This is a genomic window from Paracoccus kondratievae (assembly GCF_009301415.1).
Classification (GTDB): domain Bacteria; phylum Pseudomonadota; class Alphaproteobacteria; order Rhodobacterales; family Rhodobacteraceae; genus Paracoccus; species Paracoccus kondratievae.
In genome coordinates this window covers 952,777-975,436 of sequence record NZ_CP045073.1, presented here as the reverse complement: position 1 = coordinate 975,436, position 22,660 = coordinate 952,777, and the positions used below count along the sequence as shown (strand labels likewise).

Here is a 22,660-nt window from a genome sequence, read left to right as displayed (position 1 = left end):
TGAAAACTTGCCTGCTACACTCAGTCGTCGACCAGCAGCAGATACATCCGCATGCGATCCACCACCGCAGGGTACTCTTCCATGTTTGAGATCTCTGGCTCACGCTCGATAGTGGCGGAATAGGCCTGATGCGTCTGAACGCGGCTCAGAAAGCCGCGCTTGATGTCGCTAAAAGCGAGCTTGTTCGGGGTGTCGAAGCCGCGTCTGATCCCGGCTGCAAGGCAGTCAATGACAGAGACCGGCGTAGCCGTTCCGTCGGCGACGGCAGGTATCTCGCTTGCCGTGCGCGCGGCTAGACCGGCAGCGAAGGAAAGGCTGAGAGGCACTAGCTGAGAGACTAGCTCACGGGCACGCGGGCAAATCGCTTTTTCAGCGGGGTCGCCGCCGAGTTGTCTTTCGATTTCGCGCAAGGGTTCGCCGCATAGCCAGGCCAGAATGCCGGGTTCGAGGTTTCTTACGGCGTCGGCCGTCAGCGGTCCGTCCTTCTTGTTTCCGGTAGCGCCGAGAATTGCTCTACCATCACGGATCAGAATAGCATCGCGCGCATCCTGATCCTCTGCAAGCCAGTTGATGATCCAGGACGTCCAGTCCGGTATTGTCTGGGGTAGCCGTTCAATCTGATCCTCGATCCTTTGCCGCAGCGATTTGAGGATGCCGAGCGGCGCGCCGCTCTGGGTGGCAAGCTCCGCCAGGACCTGATCATCGGCCTCCTTCGCTCTCTCGCCGATAAGCTCGTTCAGTCGCGCGACTTTCGCATCGAACCCCGCTTTCTGATTGATCCTTATGGCCGTGAAGGCAGCCAGTGATCGTCCTATCGAAAAGCGCGTCGTTGCTTCGGTTTCTGCGCCTTCAGGCGCGACCGCAGTGGCTAGGCGGTTCAGGGCATACTCGACGTCGGGATCGGCAGCAGCCGCCACATTGATGCGATCAAGAATTGTCTGCAGGGGATCGCTCAGGGACAGGCAGCGGTCGTCCTCTGGCAGTACCGACTTCAGCTTGTCGAGCACCCCTTTTGGGAAGGCCCTACCTTGCCTGAATTGAAGCACGACTTCAGGGATCAGGAGCACGATGCCGTTGGCGAGGTGACCGGCGCGCCCTGCACGGGCCGCAGCATTCAGTATCTCGTGCGCCTCCAGGTCTTCACGCCCTCCTTCGTCCGGGTCGCTGCGCTTGTCCCCGGCAAGAATGGCAATATGAGCTGGAAGGTTCAGACCCTGCGCCAGCGTCGGTGTAGCAACGATGACTTTTGCCCCGTCGGCACGGCGGAACAAGCGTTCTGCCAGATCGCGCTCCAGCCTGAGCATCAGCGCATTGTGGGGCACGGCGGCAGCGGGACCGGCCAAGATCGCATGTTCCAGCCCGCCAAGCTCGATCTCCAGCGCCTTCCATCGCTCTTCTTCATCTTGCGTTTGCTCTGGCGGGTCGCCCAGCAGCGCCGAGATTTCACGCGCAGTGGACGCGGCAGTATCCTTGCGGTTGACGAAGACGATACCTTTCAGGCCGTTGCGCGCCGCAGCAGCCGCAACTTGCGCGGCGACCTTGTTTACATTCGGCGTCAGATAGATCGAACCATCCCGGTTGAGCTTACCGGTTAACGGGACCGGCGCATCGGAAATGGCCGCCAGGGTGCAGCTTGGCGCTGCACCGGCCAGCCAGTTGTGCTGAAGCCCGAAGAGAGCATGCGGCGGGCATTGCAGCGCTTCGGCAGCTGGTTTGCGCAGATGCTTTGCGCGCTTTTTCTTTCGGGCATCCTCCGCGCGCTGAACGGCGATCGCGTTGCGTCTCATCTGCACGATGGCGGCACTCTCATACAGCAGGACGCCGCGCGCCTGTCGGCTCGGCTTCCAAAGCGGATCGGCAAAAACACAGGTCCGACCGGTGAGCTCTTCAATCCACTCTGCGAATGCCGCGCCATTATCAAGCATCGCTGAAAGAAAAAGGAAATCGGCTTCCGGCGCGATGCTGTTGAAGGCAAGGACGCAGAACATTCCGTCCAACGCCCGGCGGAGATTCGATACGGGGCTGAGGAGATGACATTCGTCAAAGACCAGCAGCCCTACGTTTTCAAAAGCCTCGGGCGAATATGACAGAAGTGCAAGACAGCGCTCCGGCGTCATGACCTCGATGCTTTCGAAGTTGGTACCGGGAGCGAACAAGCGATCGAAATCGCTCGAAACAACCGAACCTTCCAGCGATTCCGGGAAGACCTTCTGCAGATCGTCGGTGAGTTGATCCACAAGCGCGTGAGTTGGAGCCAAGAACACAACCGACTTGCCGCTTGCCAGTACAGCAGCAATCTTCAGGCAAGAGACCGTCGTTTTTCCCGCGCCGGTCGGCAGAACGAGCACGGCGGACTTGCCGCTCTCGTGGAATCCTTTCGCTATGGCCTCCCTATGATTGGGCCAAGCGAAAGGTGCGGCATTCGCACGATGCCTCAGCCAGCTTCGCCAATAATCCCGATCTGAACCATTGGGCGGCTGCAGGCGTGTAACCGCCGCGCCCGCAATGGAGTCGTAGGCTGCCAGCAGCAGTGATGCGAGGTGACGTGGTCCCGGATAGGTGGTCTGAAAATTCTGGGACAAATCGCCGAGGCGCCCGTGCTCCAGCGAAGAGAGGGCCAACACGCGGGCGAACGCCGCCCTTGCGCCGTCGAACCGCCCTGCCGCCTTCTCGGGCATATCTTCTGCCAGAACTTCCGCAGCAAACAACTCGACACCGACGACAAGGCTCTCGAAGAGCGCCGTTGTCCCCCGCTGTTCAAGCAGTCCGCCGGAGAAGAACCCCTCCGGACGGCGCTGCGCGCGGTCAAGAATGCTCTGGAAATTGCCGCGCGCCAGGTCACGGATATCTTCGGCCAGAATGGTGCAGACATAGTCCTGCCCTCCATCTTCCGGCCTGATAAAGCGCGCGGCTTCGTGGGCGTCCGCATACTGCTCGGCCACCAGAAAAAGCACCGCCGCCGCGATCGCCGGATGGATGCGATCCCGATCCATGATGGCAACAGACCCGGCAGCATCGGTCTGCGCGAGGTCCTGCGCCAGAATTTGATGCGCCGTGCCGGCAACGAATGCCGCCGCTCTGCGGTGGTCGGCATCACGCCGGACGGACACAACGATCTCATAGGCGTCGGCAATACGGGCGAGAGGCCATTCGCCGTCAGCAGCGCCGTCACCCGCCGCCTCTTCAGCGCCATCGACGCGCCTCATTCTGCGGGCAGCCAGTTCTGCATACTGCGCTGTAAGCAATTGCGGCAGCTCGGCAGGATTCAGGCCTGGCAAGGCTGGCGCAGTACGCATGATTTCCGCTGTCACCGGATCGAACATTGGTGATCGTCCTCCCCGAGCACGTCAATGAAGGCGATCGCCCGACCGGCAATCTCGTCAAACCAGGTGCGCAGTTCCGAAGGCGGCAGGAATGTCGCCCCGATGCGCTGCGCCCCGGTGATCTTTTCAAGCCCCTCATATCCTTTGAACAAAGCTGTGCGTCCCGCCTCCGAGTCGTGGTCAGGGTTGATCGTCAATCCGGCGCGGTAGGCCCTGAATGCCATATCCAGTACGCGCCCTGCAGCCTCCATGACCGCTTCGTCGGGAATCCTGCCGTCAAGCAGCGAAGATGTTGCCGCCACCAGCTCCGAAGCCCTTTTGCCCGCATGGTAGTTTCGGAAGGCAGGCAGAACTTCGTCTCTGAATTTTCGCCGGGGGTCGTTCGAACATTTGTCTTCGAGAATTGTCGCGCGGACGACCGTTTCACCTTTTTCGTCCAGTTCGATCATGAGCCCGTCAAGACCCTGTGTCGTCGCGCTGATGTGCGGGTCTCTCATGAGCACGTTGGCGGCAGCACCCTGTCGGGCGGCGATCCAGGAGATCGCCTCGAAGATCAGACCGTCGCGATGCCATCGGTGAGCGTCCTGCTTTTCCGGCGTGTCTCCGGTCACGGTCAGACGCTGTTTCGCGTCGGAACGGAGCACGTCGATTGTCAAGGCCGGAACCGCTGGCTGCAGGTCCGCGATAATTCGCGCCGCGTGCTTCGCCTGTCCCATCGCGATGATCGCTATGAGCCGCGCTAGTAACTTGACATCACCGACCGTCCAGTGATCGCCGACACAGTGCTCGTTGACCTTGCACGCTGCCGTCGAAATCGCCGTTGGGGACGCAACTCCGGCCTCCGGCCCGGCCGAAACGGTTATCTTGTCGGGGCTGTCTATCTCATGGGCCTTGTTCATCTGGTTAAGACTCTCTTAGCAGCGGCGGCTGCATGCGCGTTCTTTTCAATGACAGTGCTGCGGATGTGCGACAACAACTACATGACTTTATTTGGTTTTACGTGAGAAACGTACTTCAAGTCGAGCAATCTGTTCTGTGAAGTGGCTCGAGGGGTAGCTCGCGATCGGGAACATCGGGAAGTTTGTGGTCATTCGCGCTCACGGCAACGAACGTCCGTTCTCCGCCCCTTCAATCGCTCAAGCCTCTGTTCGGACTGTCACACTATGCAGGCGCAGTGAACGACTACAAGGTTCATCATGGCTGAGATTCTCAGGTGGCAGGGAAAAGCCTTCCCCCTGGTCGGCACTGCGTTGCCGACGCACCCCCATCAGCGGGGAGACCCCGCAACGCCCCCTGAGAGTTCGAGTGCGGGCGGGTTTTCCGTGACGGGTTAAGGACTGGAGGAGTGGCCTCCGGCGCCCGTCGCGGAGATCATCCCGATGGCCAGACAGGACCGCGCCCGTGAAGGCGGCGCCCGCAGCAATCTTTACGACGACATCACCGGCAAGATCATCGCCGAGCTGGAGGAAGGACGGCTTCCCTGGGTCCAGCCTTGGGGGACTGCGGCGAAAGCGCCGCTTGCCATGCCGCGAAACGCCGCGACCTCGCGGCAGTATTCCGGGATCAATGTGCTGATCCTCTGGGGTGCCGTGGTCCAGAACGGCTATCCGACCCAGCATTGGCTCACCTATCGCCAGGCGGCAGCCCTCGGCGGCAATGTCCGTAAGGGCGAGCACGGCACGACGGTCGTCTATGCCGACCGCTTCACCCCGGAAGACGAGAAGCGCCGAGCCCGCGAGACCGGTGAAGAACCGGGACGCGTCCCGTTCCTGAAGCGCTTCACCGTTTTCAACACCGCGCAATGCGAGGGCCTGCCAGAAGATATTGCCGTGGAGGCGCCACCACCGCCGCCCGGTATGATCGAGCCGAAGGTCGAGGCACTGATCCGCGCGACCGGGATCGATTTCCGCATCGGCGGAGATCGCGCCTTCTATGTGCCGGCACTCGATTATGTGCAGGTGCCGCCGCCGGCCGCCTATTTCGAGCCGATTAACTGGCACCGGACGGCGCTGCACGAGATGGGGCACGCCACCGGCCATGCCTCGCGCCTGGGGCGGGATTTCTCGGGCAGCTTCGGCACGAAGAAATACGCCTTCGAGGAGCTGGTCGCCGAGATGAACGCGGCCTTCTGCTGCGCCTCGCTCGGCATCGTGCCGACCGTGCGCCACGCCGACTATATCGGCTCCTGGCTGGAGGTGCTGCGCGAGGATAACCGCGCCATCGTCCGCGCCGCTTCGCAGGCGAGCAAGGCGGCCGACTGGCTGCTGTCGCATCTGCCCGACGAGGACGGCGCTGAATCGGTTGCGGCCTCGACCGAGCGGAGGGTGGCGGCATGATCCTCCTGACCCGTACCCAGCGTGCGCAGCTCCTCGCCAATGGCCGGCAGCGCGGCGCCGATCACGTCCCCGTCGTCAAATTCTTCAATCCCTTCGGCGCGGGCGTCTGGCTCGCCACCGAGCTGGATCAGGGCGGCGACATCATGTTCGGCCTGGCCGATATCGGCTACCCCGAACTCGGCTCGTGGAGCCTGGAAGAGCTGCGTGGGGTCCGGTTGCCCTTCGGCATGGGGATCGAGCGGGATCTGCTCTTCACCGGGGATTTCCCGATCTCGGTCTGGGCGGAGGCTGCGTGGGAAACCGGCAGCATCCAGGCGGCGGAACGAGCCCTCTACCGCGCCGGTGCGGCATTCACCCGCACATCCACAGATACGGAAAGCCGGGAATCCTGATTTCCGGTTGCCGGCTTTGTGGCCTGGCGTCGCACTCTTCAGAGGAAGAGGGCGGCGCTTCGCTTCGTGACGGGTTGGAGGTCGAGAGAGTGGCTCCCGGCCGCCCGTCGCGGAGAAATCACCATGGCCAAAGCTGCCAGGAAGAAGCCCGTCGCCCCGATGATCGTCTTTTCACGGGCGCGCGACATTCCGTTCAACCGCATCAGGCTGTCGGACAGCAATGTCCGCGAGACCGATGTCGAGGCGGGTCTGGACGAACTTACCCATGACATCGACCGGCGCGAGGATCTCGTGCAGGGTCTCAATGTCCGCGCCATCCTCGACGAGGACGGCAATGAGACCGGCGAGTTCGAAACCCCGGCCGGCGGCCGCCGCTACAGGTCCATCGCGCGCCTCGTCGAAGCCGGTCGCTTCCCGGCCGATGGCCTCGTCCCCTGCATCGTCAAGAAGGCCGATGCCAAGACCTCGGCAGTCGACGACTCGCTGGCCGAGAACCTGCTGCGCCTCGCCCTGCATCCGCTCGACCAGTTCAAGGCGTTCAAGCGGATGTTCGACATGGGCATGTCGAAGGAGGAGATCGCCGACGCCTGGCGGACCACGCCGCGCTACATCATGCAGCGCCTTCGTCTCGCGACGGTCGCGCCGGCGCTGCACGACGCCTATGCGCGGAATGAGATGACGCTGGCGATGCTGGAAGCCTTCACCGTCAATCCCGACCACGAGCGCCAGCAGCAGGTCTGGGAGCGGATCAGCACGTCGTGGCAGAAAGAGCCCTGGCACATCCGCAGCCTGCTGACCGAGACCACGGTTCCGGCTGCCGACAAGCGCGCCCGCTTCATCGGGATCGACGCCTATGAGGCGGCGGGCGGCCCGGTGCTGCGCGATCTCTTCTCCGACGAGAACGGCGGTTGGTTGCAGGACGTCACGCTGCTCGACCGCCTGGTTGACGAGAAGCTGCGCACTGTCGCCGACGAGATCGCCGGACAGGGCTGGAAGTGGATCGACGCGGCAGTCGAACTTCCCTACGGCTACGCCAACGGCCTGCGCAGGCTGGTCGGTGTGACCCAGGAGCTGACCGACGAGGAGCGCACCGCCCGCGAGGCGCTGCGCGACGAGTATGACGAACTCGAAGCGCAGTATGCAGAAGCCGACGACCTGCCCGATGAGATCGACCAGCGGCTCGGGGAGATCGAAGCCGAGTTGGAAGGCTTCGAGAACCGGCCCGTCACCTTCGCGCCGGAAGACATCGCTCGTGCCGGTGTTTTCGTCAGCATCGACCGCGATGGCGAGTTGATCGTCAGTCCCGGTTATGTCCGCCCCGAGGACGAACAACCCGAGAGCGTCGATGGTGAGGATGCGGGCGAAGGTGCCGACCCGTCCGATCCCGATGCGGTGCAGCGCGCGGTTATCACCGTCGGCGGCGAGCCGGTCCCGGACGGCGATGAAGAGGAGGACGATGCCGTCAAGCCGCTGCCCGAGCGGCTGGTGACCGACCTGACCGCCTGGCGGACGCTGGCGTTGCGCAATGCGCTTGCCGAGAATCCGCGCGTCGCCATGACGGCGCTGCTGCACAAGCTGGTTCTCGATACTTTCGAGCGCACCGCCACCTCGGGAACCAGCCTCTATGCCGCCGTGCGTCACATCTATCTTCCCACGGATGCGACCGGGCTCGCTGACAGCGCCGCCGCGAAGATGATCGACGAGCGCGCGGACGCCTGGCGGGGCGACATCCCCGCTGGCGATGACGACCGGCTCTGGGACTGGATCGACGGTCTCGACGATGCCAGCCGCCTGGCGCTGCTCGCCCATTGCGTCAGTTTCGGGGTCAACGCGCTTTACGAGCGGCCCAACCCCTATTCGGGGAATGGCATCTCGCAGCACGGTCTCGACCGCCGCATGGCCGAGGCCGAACGGCTGGCACAGGCCACCGGCCTCGATCTCGTCGAAGCGGGCTGGAGGCCCACGGTCGAGAACTACCTGGGTCGCGTGACCAAGACCCGCATCATCGAGGCGGTGCGCGAGGGCGCCGGCGATCGCGCGGCCGATCTCATCGCGCATCTCAAGAAGGGCGATATGGCGAAGGAGGCCGAACGGCTCCTGGCCGATACCGGCTGGCTGCCGGAGCCGCTGCGCCCCGCCATCGAGGCGCAGGCCGTGGATGGCGCGACCGATCAGGACGAGGACAGCGTGGCGCTGCCCGACTTCCTCGCCGGTGGCCATGAGGACACGGCCGAGGCCGCCGACGATCCGGAGGCCCTCGTCGCCGCCGAGTGACGCGCAGCAGCGGGGCGGCCTCCGCCGCCCCGCATTCCATCCCTTCCATCTCAAGGCCCGGCATCTCGCCGGGCCGCTTTCGTTTCAGGAGCAAGATCATGTCCGCTTCCCTCATTTTCGACATTGCGCCTCTCGGCTCGCTCGTGGCCTATAGCGACGGCCAGCCGAAACCGCCCGCACGTTTCACCAAGAAGCTCGCCGCGTGGAAATCCCGCAACGGGGCCGGTCGCCTCGTGCGCAAGGAACCGGGCCGCGAGCGCCCGACCTACACGACGCCGCCGTCCTTCACCCTGCATGAGGGTGATTTCGGCGAAGGCGGCATCATCCTCATCACCATCATGCGCAGCTACGGCATCGACAGCGATCTGAGCTTCCGGGTTGTCGAACGCCCGAAGATCGGTCAGGTCCGTGTTGTGCAGGATGTCGGAGAGAACGTCGAATTGCTGCACCTCGCGGAGAACCACGAGGCGGCCGAACTCTGGCTAGCCAGGAACGGCTACAGCCGCGCGCGCCTCGAGGAGATCACCGCCGACGAGGCAGGCGCCGATGCCGTCGAGGGTCGAGCTGCCGCGTGACCATCGCCGATCCCGTTCATCCGGCCCGCTTGTCCCGTGACGGCGGGCCTTCTTCGTTTCAGGAGAACACAATGGCCATTCCCGATCCCGTTCGAACGAACTTCGACACTCTGCTTCGTGCTGCCGATGACGGCAATCTCGCCCTTATGGAATGCCTCGACGCCGCGACCCGTGAGACACGCTATGTCCTGTGCGCGGTCGGCCGCGACGGGGGTGATTACGTCTTCACGCCGTTCGGCCATCTCGCAAGCGGCAACCCCTATGACGCCTATCTGCCGCCGGATCCCGACGATCCTGCCGGCTTTGTCGAGAAGGCCGAAGATGGGGGCGCATCATGATGACGGTCGATGAAATCTTCGCCGATGACCGCCGCAATCCGCCATCGGAGCGCTCGCTTCCCTGGGAGGAAACCCGCAACGGCGTCACCGTCATCGTGGAACCGAAACCGCATTGGGCCGAGGACATGCGCGCCTTCCGGCTCGATGCCCGCGAATACTGCCGCTATGCCGACTGGACGGCCCATGGCGCCCGGACGCGCTTTTTCGGTCATATCGACACCTCCGGCGACGATGTGATGATGAAGGCCCGCGCCATGATCGCCCGCGAAATCGCCGATGGGTTCTGGGACTGACCGGCCCTGAAAGCCGAACCTTGCACACGGGGCTATCGGGTATCGCTGCACAAGCAGCGATGGATCGAGTTCGAGCTTCACCATTGCGCCAACTCCTTGGTGTTGTGGGGGCAACGGGTTCCGTCCCCGGCCTGAAACACACCCTGAATATCCGCCGGCAACGAGGCTGGCGCAGCAAAGCATCTGCGACGGGTTTCCGGCACCGGCTCGACGCAAAGCACCATCCCCCGCTTCCATTCGCTCACCTTGGTCCGACCGTCTCTTTGCATTCAACCCCGGTGGGGTCGGCTTACGCGCGCGTGCCGCCCTCGGGGATTCGGAAAGAATCCGAACGCCCGAGGGTGATTGCAGATCCGGTCAGACACTTCGGGCGCCTGTCGCGCGGGGGATGGTCCCCCGCCTCCAAAGACAGGAGCCGGAACCCATGTCCTACGCAGATGCCACCGCTTTCGCCGCCAGCCTCGCCACCACGCTGATGGTCGTGATCGTCGTGTTCCAGGCCGGGGACGGCACCCACGGCGCCATGCCCGCCGACGAGTTCGACGGCGACGAAGAGATGGTGAAGCTCGAACTCGATCCCTTCGGCTGAGGCGCGAAAGCGCCTCCGCCCGACGGCCCGGCCCGCGTCAGGCGCAGCCGGGCCTTGTGCCATGCGCAGGCTGCGCATCGCCAGCGGCGGTGCCGAGGCCTCGCCTCGGCTGTGGAAAGGGAGAGTTGGGCCGGGATCGGGGCGAGCCTGGCGGAAGGAGAGGAGAGCGCCGCCGGGCCATATCATCCCGCTCTCCTGGAGGATCATCCAATGACCGATACCGACAAACCAGCCACGCCGGAATTCGACATGGCCGCCAGCGTCGCGCGCTTCTTCGCCGAGCGCGATGAGCGCAACCGTCGCGCTGAAGCGGTCCGTCCCGACAACAAGACGGCGCTGTTCGATGCGCTGGCCGCCGCAGGCATCACTCTCGTGACCGTCACCTTCGACGGTTCTGGCGACAGCGGCCAGATCGAGGACATCACCGCGCAATCGGACGACCGGACCGTGGACCTGCCGCAGGGCGAGATCACCATTGCCACGGTGGCATGGGGAACCGACAAGGTGACCGCAATCTCAATGGGCGTTGAGGCGGCCATCGAACAGCTCGCCTATGACTTCCTCTCGGAAACCCATGGCGGCTGGGAGAACAATGATGGCGCCTATGGCGAGTTCAGCTTCGATGTGGCGGCGCGCACCATCACGCTCGACTACAACGAGCGCTACACCGCCACCGAATTCTACAGTCACGAGTTCTGAGGGGGCGGAAATGGCACATCCCTATCATCATGCGCTCTCGTCGGTGAAGAAATGGGGCGGCACGGTCGAGGATTACTTGCCCATCCATAGCTGGTTCGATGCCAGCAAGGAGATCCTGGCCGATTTTCGTCATCGCGCGCTTCGCCACCATGCCGAGGGCATCTTCATGGCCGAGACCATTTTCGGGGCGACGATCACCCTGTCCACCGGCAGGGTGATCCCGGCCCGATGGGTCGGGGAGCAGCATGTCCGCGAGGATCTGGGCCGTATCCCGTCCTTCGCCGATTGGGCGCGGGCAATCCACCCGGCGCCTTGGATGGGGCGGACGCAGCGGATCGAGGCGGAGGTCGATCCGCATTGCGTCAATGGCCGACTTCAGGAAGAAGTCTGAGCAGTCGCGTCAGCCTCCCCCTTATGAAAGCCTCTTGCCATGCTCAGCCATATCGTCATCTCCGTCCTGCTCTGCACGGCTTCCTGCGAACCGGCGGAAATCCGCGTCTGGGACGGTGACTCGATCCGGCTGGGTATGGGACAGCAGTCCGAAGCTGTTCGGATATTCAACATCGACGCTCCCGAAATGGAGGGCCGCTGCATCCATGAAACCGACCTTGCCCGGCAAGCGAAGATCAGGCTGGCGGAAATCCTGCAAGGTCGGCGGGTCGAAATCCTGCGTCAGGGGACCGACCGCTATGGCCGGACCCTGGCGGCGATACGCGTCGAAGGCCGCGATGTCGGCGATATTCTCGTCGATGAAGGGCTGGCGAGAACCTGGGCCGGGCGGCGTGAGCCCTGGTGCTGATCGCCGGATCGTCCCGCCGAGGTGCGGGACGATCCACCGTCGGGACGGGAGAGTAAGAGTGCGGGCCGGTTGGCCGTGACGGATTGTGAGGCGGGAGAGGGGCTTCCGCCGTCCGTCGCGGAGCATTCCCCATGAGCCTTTCCCACCACACCACTTTCGCCTCGATCGGCGAAATTGTCGCGCGACAGATCCTGCCTCGGCTGCGTCATGCCCAGAAGCTGCCGCTGCGCATCTCCTGCATCGGTATCGCCAGCGATGACGAAAGCGATGACGTCGGCGGCTTCGACCGCACGCTCGTCATCGGCCAGTGCCAATCCCCCGAAGAGGCGCTGATCATCGCCAGCCAGCGCGTTGCGCGCGGTGATTTCCGCGTTGGACAGGGCGATGCGCTGCGCTTTCGCCCCCGCGTCATGGTCATTCAGGACAACGAACTGGGCCTTGTCCTTGCCGGTGAGGTCCGGGCCGGGATCGTGCTCTGGCAGCATCCGGTCGCCTCCGACGCCGAGGCTCGCCGCACCGTCACGGAGGCCAGCCGTCTGCGGGGCATGGCCTTCACGGCATCCGGGCGCGGCGATGCGGTATCGGCTCGTGATCTCCGCCACCGCGCCAGCCTGCTCGAGGCGCGGCTGGTCGATCCCTTCTGGCGCGAGACGACTGCCGATCTGCTGCGGCTGCCACAAGCTGCCTGACCTGTCGCCCCTTTCCATCCACTAGGCCCGGCCCCGCGCCGGGCCTTCTCGTTTCAGGAGCCTGACATGGCCGACTACTTCACCCATTTCTCCTGCCTGCTCGACGTGGGCAGCCCCGAGAACGCCGCCCGCGCGCTTGATCTCTACAACGCGCTGGCGCACGAAAACGCCGCCGAAGATCCGCCCTCGGACGGCTTCATGCTTTCGATCCAGCCCGAACATGGCGGCACCCAGCTCTGGATGCGCGATGACGGCACCGGCGATCCCGAGCATGTCATCCAGTTCGTCAAACGCTGTGCCGCCGCGTTCGGCCTGACCGGGCTATGGGGGATGCAATACGCCAATACCTGCTCACGTCCGAGAATCGACGGGTTCGGGGGCGGCGCGCATGTCCTCGACCTCGCCACCGGCGAGACGGTGGACTGGATCTACACCGACGGTTGGCTTTCCACCGTTCTGGACGGGGGCGACCCCAATGCCTGACGTCATCGAAACCACGGTCTATCGGCTCGACGAGCTTTCCGAAGCCGCGAAAGACAATGCCCGCGCCTGGTATCGCGAGGGCGGCTTCGACTACGATTGGTACGATGCCGTCTATGAGGATTTCCGGCGGATCGCGGACATCCTCGGCATCCGCATCAAGACCCGCACCGTCCGCCTCATGGGCGGCGGCGTGCGACAAGAGCCTTGCATCTGGTTTACGGGCTTCTGGTCGCAGGGCGATGGCGCCGCGTTCGAAGGCCACTATTCCTATCGCAAAGGCACGGCGGCGGAAATCCGTGCCTATGCGCCGAAGGATGCGGAGCTGCACCGCATCGCGGATGCCCTACATCAGGCGCAACGCCGCAACTTCTACCAGTTGACGGCCGAGACGACCCATCGGGGGCGATACTATCACGAATACTGCATGGCGATCTCGGTCACCCGCGACAGCCCGACAGGGCAGGGCATGACCGCCGATGCCGAGGAGACCGTCATCGAGGCATTGCGCGATCTCGCGCGTTGGCTCTATCGCCAGCTTGAGCGCGACTACGATGACCTGACTTCGGATGAGGCGGTCGATGAGGCCATCGGTGCCAACGAATACAGCTTCACAGTTGATGGGAATCGCTTCGGCTAAAGCCCGGCTTTCCGGGGTTACAGTACCGACCGCAGGTCCGTCCGTGAGAAATCATCGCCGACAAAGAGCAACGGACAGCCGCGCTCGCTCGCGACCTCATAGGCGAAGCAATCGCCGTAGTTGAGACCGGCGGGATGAACGCCCTTGCCCCAGCGGGCATAGGCTTCGGAGATCCTGCGTGCCGAAGCCTCCGTGACGGAGACGACCTCGAACCCAAGGCCCTCGATCAGGGCGGCAATCTCTTCCCCAACATTGCGGCGCCCGGCCACGATCAGCGTCTCGGCCACGGTTCCGGCCGAGATCAGCAATCCGTCCGCCGCCTCGATCGCCGCCATGCAGGTCTCGGCCTGCGGCTCGTCCAGCACGATCGCCATCAGCGCCGAGGTGTCGACGACGATCACGCCGGCATCCCGTCATCACCATAGAGGAAGTCCTGACTGCGCGCGGCATCGGCGCCGGGCAGTGCCTTGCCCCGCGCCGTGGCCCGGACCCGCTCCATCAGCGCACGCCGGCCTTTCGGGGTCGCTGCGACAGCAACCCGCACGAGGCGGGCGACCTCATGGCCCCGCCGGGTCAGGATCACCTCGTCGCCGGCCTCGGCGCGTTTCACCAGTTCGGTGAGCTGCCCTTTCGCCTCGGTGACAGAAACCCTCATCGCACATCGCTCCAGATGTTCTCCGCTATCCTGCCAAGATGGTCCATAGAATGGTCCATTTCAAGCCCCCAGAGCGAGAGGAGGGCCGGGAGAGGGTGCCTCCGGACGGGTTGAGAGAGGGTCGTCCGGCTGCCGTCCCTTTCCCTCCAGGAGACCGATCATGGCTTTGCCCGAACTTGCTTCTCAATCCGCAACCCGTGTCCCCGACGCGCGCCGCATGGAGTTCCTGCCGCGCCTTTTCGGCCGGCGCCTGCTCATCATCGGCGAGCATGCCGTCTTCCGATTCATGGAGATCCTCAGCCCCGCCGATTACGGCGGCGGGCTCTGGGATTTCTACGAACGCGCCGGCCAGCCGCTCTATCTCGCGCCGACATCAAAGCCCCGTTACCTCCTGTTCTGCGAAGGCAACGGTTTCGAGGGCGAGGTCTCATGCGATGCGGCTGGGATCATCGCCACGCTCTTCGCCTTCTCGCATCTTTCCTTCCGCTACGATGACGACGAACTCGCCGAGGGCTATGGCCGTCTCTACGAACATGCCGCCAATCACCCGGAGGCGGCGGCGATCTTCCAGGCCATCGACTGAAACCCACAAGCGCCCAGCCTGACGGTCGGGCGCTTGTTTCATGCCTGCTTTCGCCACGGCTTCAGAGCGAGAGATGGGCCGGAAGGGGTTTGAGCCGGTGCGGTCGAGAGAGAGCGCTGCCCGGCTTGATCCTGACTTGCTCTCCCGAGGAATCCCCGATGAACATGATTTCCGCATCCGCGGCGGCATCCGCCACCGCGCCGCTTCCGCGCGACCACGACGCCGAGACCGCAGCCCGCATATTCACCGCTGCCGGCCTACTGCTGCCGCATCGGGAGCGCGGTCAGCGCGTCGATGCCGCCACGCTGCGCGGCGCGATGGAAGCGGGTTTCGGCGCTTCCGATGCCACCGGCGCCTGGACCTGGAAGCTGGCCTATGATGCCTGCGAGGCTGCGACCGTCCTCTTCCTGCGCAAATACGGCAATGTGCTTTTCCGTAAAGCCGCCTCGAAGTCGGCGATCCTGCCGCAGCTCGGCAAGATCTCCGGGCTTCTGCCGACGCATACGCGCCGCTCGGAAGAAGCGCAGACCTTCCAGCAGTTCTCCACCCCGATCCCGCTCGGTTTCGCGGCGGTCACGGCGGCGGCGATCACGCCTGCCGACCGTGTGCTGGAGCCCTCGGCCGGCACCGGGCTCCTCGCCATCCTGGCCGAGATCGCCGGCGGCACGCTTCTCGTAAATGAACTGGCCGAGATGCGCGCCGGCCTGCTTTCCTCTCTCTTTCCGGCCCTTTCCGTTACCCGCTTCGACGCGGCCCAGATCGATGACCATCTCGATCCCTGCCTTGTCCCGACCGTCGTGCTGATGAATCCACCGTTCTCGGTCATGGCCAATGTCGAGGGGCGCATGCGTGACGCCGCCTTTCGCCATGTCGCTTCGGCGCTGGCGCGTCTTGCGCCCGGCGGACGGCTCGTGACCATCACCGGCGCGAGCTTCGCCCCCGATAATCCGGCGTGGACCGCCTCCTGGACCCGGCTGCAGGAACGCGGTCGCGTCACCTTTTCCGCCGCCATCGACGGCTCGGTCTATGCCAAGCAAGGCACCACTGTCCCGACCCGGCTCACGGTCATCGACAAGCTGCCGGCCGAAGATGCGGCGGTGTTTCCGGCAGCGCCTGGTGTCGCGCCGGACGTGGCCACGCTGATCGCCTGGCTAGCCGACCTGCTTCCCACGCGGCTGCCGGTCGATCCCGGCCTGACGGTGCCGGTCGCACGACCCACCGCGCCCCGCACCGTGCGCGGCTACGTCAACCGCGCCGCGCGATCCGCGCCCGCCGCGCCCCTTGCGGAACCGGAGGCCGTGCCGGTCGCCTACGAGACCGTGGATTGGGAACCGGCCGAGGGCGGCGGCCTCTCCGACGCGATCTACGAGGAATACGGGCTTCAGACCATCCGCATCGACGGGGCGCAGGCGCATCCTACCCAGCTCGTGCAGTCGGCCTCGATGGCGAGCATCGCGCCGCCGAAGCCCAGCTATCGGCCGACGCTTCCCAACGACATTCTCGGCAAGCTGTCCGAGGCGCAGCTGGAGACCGTGATTTATGCGGGCGAGGCCCATGGGGGCTTCCTCGCCGGGGGCTGGACGATCGATGACACGCTCGACAATCTCGCCGCCGCGCCGGAGGATGCCGAGGGAGCAATCCGTTTCCGTCAGGGCTTCATGATCGGCGACGGCACCGGCGTCGGCAAGGGTCGGGAATCCGCCGCCATCATCCTCGACAACTGGATGCAGGGGCGGCGTAAGGCGATCTGGATCTCGAAATCCGACAAGCTGTTGGAGGACGCGCAACGTGACTGGTCGGCGCTCGGCATGGAGCGGCTGCTGGTCACGCCGCTGTCGCGATTCCCGCAAGGCAAGCCCATCACGCTGAACGAAGGCATCCTGTTTCTAACCTATGCCACGCTGCGCTCCGACGACCGGGGGACAAGGGTTTCCAGGGTCAAACAGATCGTCGAATGGTTGGGCACAGACTTCGATGGGGTGGTGATTTTCGACGAGGCGCATGCCATGGCCAATGCCGCAGGAGGCAGGGGAGAACGCGGCGATGTCGCCGCCTCGCAGCAGGGCCGTGCCGGGCTGCGCATCCAGCATGCGCTTCCCGATGCCCGAGTCGTCTATGTCTCGGCCACCGGCGCCACCACCGTCCACAATCTCGCCTATGCGCAGCGGCTCGGTCTCTGGGGCGGCGAGGATTTCCCCTTCTCGACCAGGGCGGAGTTCGTCGAGGCGATCGAGGCCGGCGGCGTCGCGGCGATGGAGATGCTGGCCCGCGACCTGCGGGCGCTTGGCCTCTACACCGCCCGCTCGCTGTCCTTCAAAGGCGTGGAATACGAGTTGCTCGACCACGAACTGACCCCTGAACAGGTCCGCATCTACGACAGCTATGCCGATGCCTTCGCCATCATCCATAACAATCTCGATGCGGCGATGCAGGCCGCCAACATCACCGGCGGCGAGGGCGGGTCCGGCACGCTGAACCGGCAGGCCAAGTCCGCCGCCCGCTCGGCCTTTGAGAGCGCCAAGCAGAGGTTCTTCGGGCACCTGTTGACGTCGATGAAAACCCCGACGCTGATCCGGTCCATCACGGCCGATCTGGAAGCGGGACATTCTTCCGTCATCCAGATCGTCTCGACCGGCGAGGCGCTGATGGAACGGCGGCTGGCAGAGATCCCCACCGAGGAATGGGGCGATCTGAAAATGGACCTGTCGCCGCGCGAATATGTCCTAGATTACCTTGCCCATTCCTTCCCGGTCCAACTCTACGAGCCGTTCACCGACAGCGAGGGCAATCTGTCCTCGCGCCCGGTCTATCGTGATGGCCAGCCGGTCGAGAGCCGCGAGGCCGCGGCCCGGCGCGACGAGATGATCGCAAGCCTCGCCAGCCTGCCGCCGGTTCCCGGCGCGCTCGACCAGATCATCCAGTATTTCGGGACCGACACGGTGGCCGAGGCACGGGTCGTTCGCGCCGTATCGTCCGCAAACGCAGCGTCACCATCGACTGGCTCGTCGTGGAAAGCCGCGCCGGTTCGGCCAACCTGGCCGAGACGCAAGCCTTCATGGACGATCAGAAGCGCGTGCTGGTCTTTTCCGATGCGGGCGGCACGGGCCGGTCGTATCACGCCGAACTGTCGGCGAAGAATACCCGGCTGCGTGTCCACTATCTCCTCGAAGCCGGGTGGAAGGCGGACGCCGCCATCCAGGGCCTCGGCCGCACGCATCGCACCAACCAGGCACAGCCGCCACTGTTCCGACCGATCTCGACCAATGTGAAGGCCGAGAAGCGCTTCCTCTCGACCATCGCCCGCCGTCTTGACACGCTGGGCGCGATTACGCGCGGCCAGCGCCAGACCGGTGGTCAGGGCCTGTTCCGCCCGGAAGATAACCTGGAATCGCATTACGCCCGTGACGCGCTGCGCCAGCTTTATCTCCTGCTGGTGCGCGGCAAGGTCGACGGCTGCTCACTGGAGCGGTTCGAGGCTGCCACCGGGTTGAAGCTGATGGATGCGAACGGCATCAAGGACAATTTGCCGGCCATCACCACCTTCCTCAACCGGCTGCTGGCGCTGACCATCGAGCTTCAGGGCATCCTCTTCACCGCCTTCGAACAACTTCTGACCGCCCGCATCGAGGGCGCCATCGCCTCCGGCACCTATGACGCCGGGCTGGAGACCCTGCGCGCCGAGAGCTTCGTAGTGACGGATCGGCAGGTGATCTACACGCACCCGCGCACCGGGGCCGAGACCAGCCTGCTGACCATCACCGAACGCAGGCGCAACCGCCCGGTGACGCTCGACGCCGCGCTGGCGGAACTCGACGATCCCCGCGCCAGGCTGCTGATCAACGAGCGCTCAGGCCGGGCAGCGGTGCAGATCCCCACCACCAGCGTGATGTTGGACGATGGCGAGATCGAGCGCCGCGTCCGGCTGATCCGGCCGATGGAAGCGCAGAACGTCCAGGTCAGGATGATGCGCGAGACCCATTGGGTCGAAGCCGACAGGGATGCCTTCGCATCGGCCTGGGAAGCCGAAGTCGCGGAGGTGCCGGAGTTCGCCGAGTCCACCTTGCACATGGTGACGGGCCTGCTGCTACCGATCTGGAAGCGGCTGCCGAACGACTCCACTCGCGTCTATCGGCTTCAGTCTGACGCCGGCGAGCGCATCATCGGCCGCAAGGTCTCCCCGGCTTGGGCGGCCAATGCGACCGAGACCGGCATCACCTCGGTCTCGCCGGACGATGCCTTCGCGGCGCTGCTGGAAAGTCGGACCATCCTCGATCTCGCTGAGGGCCTCCAGCTTCGCCGGGTCCGGGTCATGGGGGCAAACCGGATCGAGCTGTCGGGTTTCACCGACACCATGCGCCAGCGCCTCACGGCCTATGGGCTGTTCCACGAGATCATCTCCTGGAAGCTGCGCATGTTCGTGCCGGTCGATGCCAGCGGTCCGGCGATCCTCGGGAAGCTCTTCGACCGCTGGCCGGTCGAGCGCATCGGCGAGCGGGAGGCAGCCTGATGCCCAGGCACGACGCATCCGAACTGGCGATCCGCCTTGGCCGAGAGGCCGAGGCGGTCTGCCGCCACTACCTGTCGTCCGGCCACCGCGCCGGGCGATACTGGCTGGTCGGTGACGTGCAGAACACCCCAGGACGCTCCATGTTCGTGCGACTGACCGGCCCGGAATCCGGCAAGGGTGCGGCGGGCAAGTGGAGTGACATGGCGACGGGAGAGCATGGCGACCTTCTCGACGTCATCCGCGAGGCGCTCGGCCTCGCCGATTTCAAGGACGTGGCTGAGGAAGCGCGCCGCTTCCTCGCCCTCCCGCATCCCGAACCGGCAAAGACGAGAGCGCCGACCGACAGCACATCCGGCGCGGCACCCGGTTCGCCTGAAGCGTCGCGGCGGCTCTTCGCCATGGCGCAGCCGATCCACGGCACCCTTGCTGCGATCTACCTCAACCGGCGAGCGATCACCACGCTCGAAGGCACCACCGCGCTGCGCTACCATCCCCGGTGCTATTACAGGCCCAACGAGCATGCGCCCACCGAGATCAGGCCGGCGGTGGTCGCCGCCGTCACCGATCTCACCGGCCACCAGACCGGCGCGCATCGCACATGGCTCGCCCCGGACGGTTCCGGCAAGGCGCCTGTCGAGACACCGCGGCGGGCGATGGGCGACCTTCTCGGCCACGCGGTCCGCTTCGGCATCGCCGATGAGGTGCTCGCCGCCGGCGAGGGCATCGAGACCGTGCTGTCGCCGCGCCAGGTCCTGCCCCGCATGCCGATGCTGGCGGCGCTTTCGGCCGCTCACCTCGCCGCCATCCTGTTCCCGCCGTCGCTGCGCAGGCTCTATGTCCTGCGCGATCGCGACCCGGCCGGGGACGGTGCAAGAGACCGACTGGCCGCCAGAGCAGCCGATCTCGGGATCGAGGCGGTCTCGCTCATGCCGCGCGAGGGCGATTTCAACGATGATCTGCGACGCCATGGCGCCGATGCCCTCGGGGCGGCCTTGAAGGATCAGCTTCATCCCGAAGACGTCCGCCGTTTCATGGAAGGGTGAGGGTGTGATCGGCCCCGGAGGCTCGGTCCGGCTCGGCCTCTGCCGGTTTCGTTCGCTTGCCATCGGCAGGTGCATCCACCGCCGGAGAGTCCCGCACCCACGGCCTTCGGAGAGGGCGATCGGCGCACAAACGGGACGGCCAGGCAATGGCCGGGAGCGACTAATTTCCGCCGGCGGGGAGCCACCCCACGCGACAGGTCGCGTGGGGACCCCGTCTCTGGCCCCGCCTTTGCATCGCGAAAGGCAAATTAGCCGCACCCGGCCATCAAGGCCCTCGCCGAGCGGGCGAGGGCTGTCAACCCGTCCCGCCCGTGCGCTTCGACGCCTGCGAAGGCCGCGATGGGCGCGGTCTCCAGACGAAGGACGCAACCGATGACGTTTGATCCCGAATATGCAGGGGCCGAGCCGGTCCACACCTCCTCCCAGACCGATCACGCCCTCACCGAACTCCAGCTCTACGGCTGGCGCCCGTTCCAGGACGAACCTGATCCCCGGCCGCTCCCCGAGGGCAATACCGTCGCTGTAGCCGTCACAGACATCTTCGACGCCCTTGTGGCGACGCTCAGTGACACCCGTCTCGAACCCGATCTCGAAGAGCTGCTCTGGGGGGCCGCCAATCTCTTCCACCGCGCCACCAGCCGGGTCGAACGCGATCTAGACGCCAACGAGCAGGCGCAGCGCCGGATGCAGCGGGAACAGGACGGCAGCGAGGTGAAGTCGGTCGAACTCGAACGCCTTACGGCCGAGGGGCAGACCCTGATCGAACGGCGCGCCAGCATGGAACTCTTCCGCGACCTCGCGGCCGAGGCTTTCGAGCACCACACCGGCAGTGCCTGGCGGCCGCGCAGCGGCTCGATGGTCAACCATCGCAACCTGACCGCCGCGATGATCGACAGCCGCGACTTCCTTGCCGCGAAGCGCCGGGCCGAGACCGAGGTGATGCTGCCCGCCGGCCCGAAGGTTGCCGTGACTGGCGGCGCGGACTTCAACGATCACCGCCTGATCTGGGCGAAGCTCGATCAGGTCCATGCCAAGCACCCCGAGATGGTGCTGCTGCACGGCGGGTCGCCGAAGGGAGCCGAACTGATCGCTTCCCGTTGGGCAGATCACCGCAAGGTGCCCCAGGTCGCCTTCCGGCCCGACTGGACCAAGCACGCCAAGGCGGCGCCGTTCAAGCGAAACGATGCCATGCTGGACGTGCTGCCGGTCGGCGTCCTCGTCTTCCCCGGTACCGGGATTCAGGAGAATCTCGCCGACAAGGCCCGCAAGCTCGGCATCCCGGTCATGAAGTTCGACGGCGGGGCGTAAGTCCCGCCGCCTGGCGGCTTTAAGCCGCCGAACCTTGACAGAAAACGCCGCCGCGCCTTTGATGGAACATCCTTGCAGAACCGGCGAAGCAGCATAGTCGCAGGCGGAGCGTATCTCCCGGCAGCCTGTCGTGATCCCCAACCGTTCTCTGGAGGTTTCCATGACGCTGATCCTGCTCGCCATCTCGCTCAGCATCGCGGCCTGTGTGATCGCCTACAATCTGGCGATCTATGCCTTGCCCGTCATGGCGGCGATCACGACCGCGCAATATGCCTGGGGCGCGGGGGCCGGTGTCGTGATGTCTGGCCTCATGGCCATCGGTGCCGCTTTGCTCTCGATCGCCCTTGTGATCCTGGTTCTTGGCTTCGCGAGGAACCCGGCCCTGCGGCTCATTGCGCTCGCTCTCTTCGCCGTGCCCGCCGTCATCGCCGGCTATGCCCTTGTCTATGGCATCACCAAGAACGCCATCGACTCGGGGCTGGTTCTCAACCTGCTCGGCGGCATGGGCGGCCTTGTCATCGGCATCTCGGCCATCGTCAATCTGAACGCCCTCGGCGAGTCGGTGTTCTCGCGCTGAAACGGCGGACGCGATCAGCCACTTCTGAGGAAGACTGGCAGCTTGCGCCATCGGGCGACGGTCGTTCCATCAAAGACGGAAAGTCGGTCCGACGCAGCATGTCACCATCGCACCCGGTCTGCTTCGCCCGGCTCTGGAAATGGGACATCGGTGCGTACCCGCAGTCCCGTGCGGTCGATGCCCCGCTGCATCGGTCCACGTCGTTTCGTGGGGCCTCCGCGAACACCTTCCTTGCCCCTTCACGATGCTGTGGGACCGAGCCTTTGGCCGATGAAGCAGGACGGTGTCATAGCGGGCATGAGAACCCGATAGCCTGTTCGATCACATCGCGGATGACAGGGCCTTCCGGCGGCGGACACGACGTTGACCGGCAAAGACGGTTGAACGAGTGCCATGCCGGTGGTCTCGGTTCGCAGGGGGCCTGCCTGGCCGCTGTCGCCAGCAAGGACGATGGTTCTGCTGTGCGTCCCCGATCTGCTTTCGAAAGCACCATCCCTCCGCCTGACTGATCCCCTAAGTCCGTTCGGCTTCCACCAGCAACCCCCGCGGCTCCCAGCCGT

Annotated in this window: 21 protein-coding genes and 1 pseudogene; 18 read left to right on the top strand and 4 right to left on the bottom strand. The window is 65.0% G+C overall.

From position 1 onward, the window contains the following. Window positions 1-20: 20 nt before the first annotated feature. Complete coding sequence (locus F8A10_RS16100; RefSeq protein ID WP_152367883.1) at window positions 21-3,323, bottom strand: DEAD/DEAH box helicase; 3,303 nt, start codon at window positions 3,321-3,323, stop codon at window positions 21-23. Further along, window positions 3,308-4,222, bottom strand: coding sequence for a hypothetical protein (locus F8A10_RS16095; protein WP_058098282.1), 915 nt, complete (start codon window positions 4,220-4,222; stop codon window positions 3,308-3,310). Before F8A10_RS16095 ends, F8A10_RS16100 begins: the two co-directional genes overlap by 16 nt. Window positions 4,223-4,702: 480 nt before the next feature. On the opposite strand from F8A10_RS16095, the gene F8A10_RS16090 reads away from it, so the two are divergent. The 13 genes from F8A10_RS16090 (at window position 4,703) to F8A10_RS16030 (ending at window position 13,427) form a co-directional block, all read left to right on the top strand. Further along, entirely contained in the window at window positions 4,703-5,659 is a 957-nt protein-coding gene (locus F8A10_RS16090; RefSeq protein ID WP_152367882.1) for an ArdC family protein, read from the top strand. After that, a complete protein-coding gene (locus tag F8A10_RS16085; protein WP_039194750.1) occupies window positions 5,656-6,051 on the top strand; it encodes a DUF2958 domain-containing protein in 396 nt (131 codons plus the stop codon). The genes F8A10_RS16090 and F8A10_RS16085 overlap by 4 nt, the downstream gene beginning before the upstream one ends. 123 nt (window positions 6,052-6,174) lie before the next feature. Then, the gene (locus tag F8A10_RS16080) at window positions 6,175-8,325 is read left to right on the top strand and encodes a ParB/RepB/Spo0J family partition protein (RefSeq protein ID WP_152367881.1); all 2,151 of its coding nucleotides are present in this window, start codon (window positions 6,175-6,177) and stop codon (window positions 8,323-8,325) included. A 98-nt stretch (window positions 8,326-8,423) separates the two neighbouring features. Beyond that, complete coding sequence (locus F8A10_RS16075; RefSeq protein WP_012092595.1) at window positions 8,424-8,900, top strand: hypothetical protein; 477 nt, start codon at window positions 8,424-8,426, stop codon at window positions 8,898-8,900. 71 nt (window positions 8,901-8,971) lie between these two features. Next, window positions 8,972-9,238, top strand: a complete 267-nt coding sequence (locus F8A10_RS16070; protein WP_012092596.1) for a DUF6117 family protein — start codon at window positions 8,972-8,974, stop codon at window positions 9,236-9,238. Further along, window positions 9,235-9,531 (top strand): hypothetical protein, encoded by a 297-nt coding sequence (locus F8A10_RS16065; protein WP_012092597.1) that lies wholly within the window; start codon window positions 9,235-9,237, stop codon window positions 9,529-9,531. The genes F8A10_RS16070 and F8A10_RS16065 overlap by 4 nt, the downstream gene beginning before the upstream one ends. 424 nt (window positions 9,532-9,955) lie before the next feature. Further along, window positions 9,956-10,120 carry a hypothetical protein gene (locus tag F8A10_RS16060; RefSeq protein ID WP_166507195.1) on the top strand — a complete coding sequence of 55 codons (165 nt, stop codon included), beginning with the start codon at window positions 9,956-9,958 and terminating at the stop codon, window positions 10,118-10,120. A 210-nt stretch (window positions 10,121-10,330) separates the two neighbouring features. Beyond that, window positions 10,331-10,819 (top strand): DUF6878 family protein, encoded by a 489-nt coding sequence (locus tag F8A10_RS16055; protein ID WP_012092608.1) that lies wholly within the window; start codon window positions 10,331-10,333, stop codon window positions 10,817-10,819. Window positions 10,820-10,829: 10 nt separating this feature from the next. After that, the gene (locus tag F8A10_RS16050) at window positions 10,830-11,210 is read left to right on the top strand and encodes a DUF6915 family protein (RefSeq protein WP_012092609.1); all 381 of its coding nucleotides are present in this window, start codon (window positions 10,830-10,832) and stop codon (window positions 11,208-11,210) included. A 39-nt stretch (window positions 11,211-11,249) separates the two neighbouring features. Further along, window positions 11,250-11,618: a thermonuclease family protein gene (locus F8A10_RS16045; protein ID WP_012092610.1), complete on the top strand. Its 369-nt coding sequence runs from the start codon at window positions 11,250-11,252 to the stop codon at window positions 11,616-11,618. Window positions 11,619-11,749: 131 nt separating this feature from the next. Continuing rightward, a complete protein-coding gene (locus F8A10_RS16040) occupies window positions 11,750-12,307 on the top strand; it encodes a hypothetical protein (RefSeq protein ID WP_039194755.1) in 558 nt (185 codons plus the stop codon). 66 nt (window positions 12,308-12,373) lie between these two features. Continuing rightward, window positions 12,374-12,790, top strand: coding sequence for a hypothetical protein (locus F8A10_RS16035; protein WP_074970577.1), 417 nt, complete (start codon window positions 12,374-12,376; stop codon window positions 12,788-12,790). Beyond that, window positions 12,783-13,427 carry an antitoxin of toxin-antitoxin stability system gene (locus F8A10_RS16030; protein WP_088233766.1) on the top strand — a complete coding sequence of 215 codons (645 nt, stop codon included), beginning with the start codon at window positions 12,783-12,785 and terminating at the stop codon, window positions 13,425-13,427. The genes F8A10_RS16035 and F8A10_RS16030 overlap by 8 nt, the downstream gene beginning before the upstream one ends. A 17-nt stretch (window positions 13,428-13,444) precedes the next feature. Here F8A10_RS16030 and F8A10_RS16025 read toward each other — a convergent pair whose 3' ends face one another. Both F8A10_RS16025 and F8A10_RS16020 read right to left on the bottom strand, forming a co-directional pair. Further along, on the bottom strand, window positions 13,445-13,828 hold the full coding sequence (locus tag F8A10_RS16025; RefSeq protein ID WP_058098141.1) for a type II toxin-antitoxin system VapC family toxin: 384 nt from the start codon (window positions 13,826-13,828) through the stop codon (window positions 13,445-13,447). Further along, the gene (locus F8A10_RS16020) at window positions 13,825-14,082 is read right to left on the bottom strand and encodes a type II toxin-antitoxin system Phd/YefM family antitoxin (RefSeq protein WP_058098140.1); all 258 of its coding nucleotides are present in this window, start codon (window positions 14,080-14,082) and stop codon (window positions 13,825-13,827) included. The genes F8A10_RS16025 and F8A10_RS16020 overlap by 4 nt, the downstream gene beginning before the upstream one ends. 160 nt (window positions 14,083-14,242) lie before the next feature. Here F8A10_RS16020 and F8A10_RS16015 point away from each other — a divergent pair, with 160 nt between their 5' ends. The 5 genes and pseudogenes from F8A10_RS16015 (at window position 14,243) to F8A10_RS15995 (ending at window position 22,100) form a co-directional block, all read left to right on the top strand. Further along, window positions 14,243-14,665, top strand: a complete 423-nt coding sequence (locus F8A10_RS16015; protein WP_074970573.1) for an antirestriction protein — start codon at window positions 14,243-14,245, stop codon at window positions 14,663-14,665. Window positions 14,666-14,823: 158 nt separating this feature from the next. Beyond that, window positions 14,824-19,172 (top strand): annotated as a pseudogene (locus F8A10_RS16010) (strawberry notch-like NTP hydrolase domain-containing protein). Beyond that, window positions 19,172-20,215 carry a DUF7146 domain-containing protein gene (locus F8A10_RS16005; protein WP_058099097.1) on the top strand — a complete coding sequence of 348 codons (1,044 nt, stop codon included), beginning with the start codon at window positions 19,172-19,174 and terminating at the stop codon, window positions 20,213-20,215. Before F8A10_RS16010 ends, F8A10_RS16005 begins: the two are co-directional and overlap by 1 nt. A 372-nt stretch (window positions 20,216-20,587) precedes the next feature. Further along, window positions 20,588-21,523, top strand: a complete 936-nt coding sequence (locus F8A10_RS16000) for a DUF2493 domain-containing protein (RefSeq protein ID WP_152367880.1) — start codon at window positions 20,588-20,590, stop codon at window positions 21,521-21,523. Window positions 21,524-21,683: 160 nt separating this feature from the next. Continuing rightward, the gene (locus F8A10_RS15995; protein ID WP_058099095.1) at window positions 21,684-22,100 is read left to right on the top strand and encodes a hypothetical protein; all 417 of its coding nucleotides are present in this window, start codon (window positions 21,684-21,686) and stop codon (window positions 22,098-22,100) included. The last annotated feature ends 560 nt before the right edge of the window (window positions 22,101-22,660 follow it).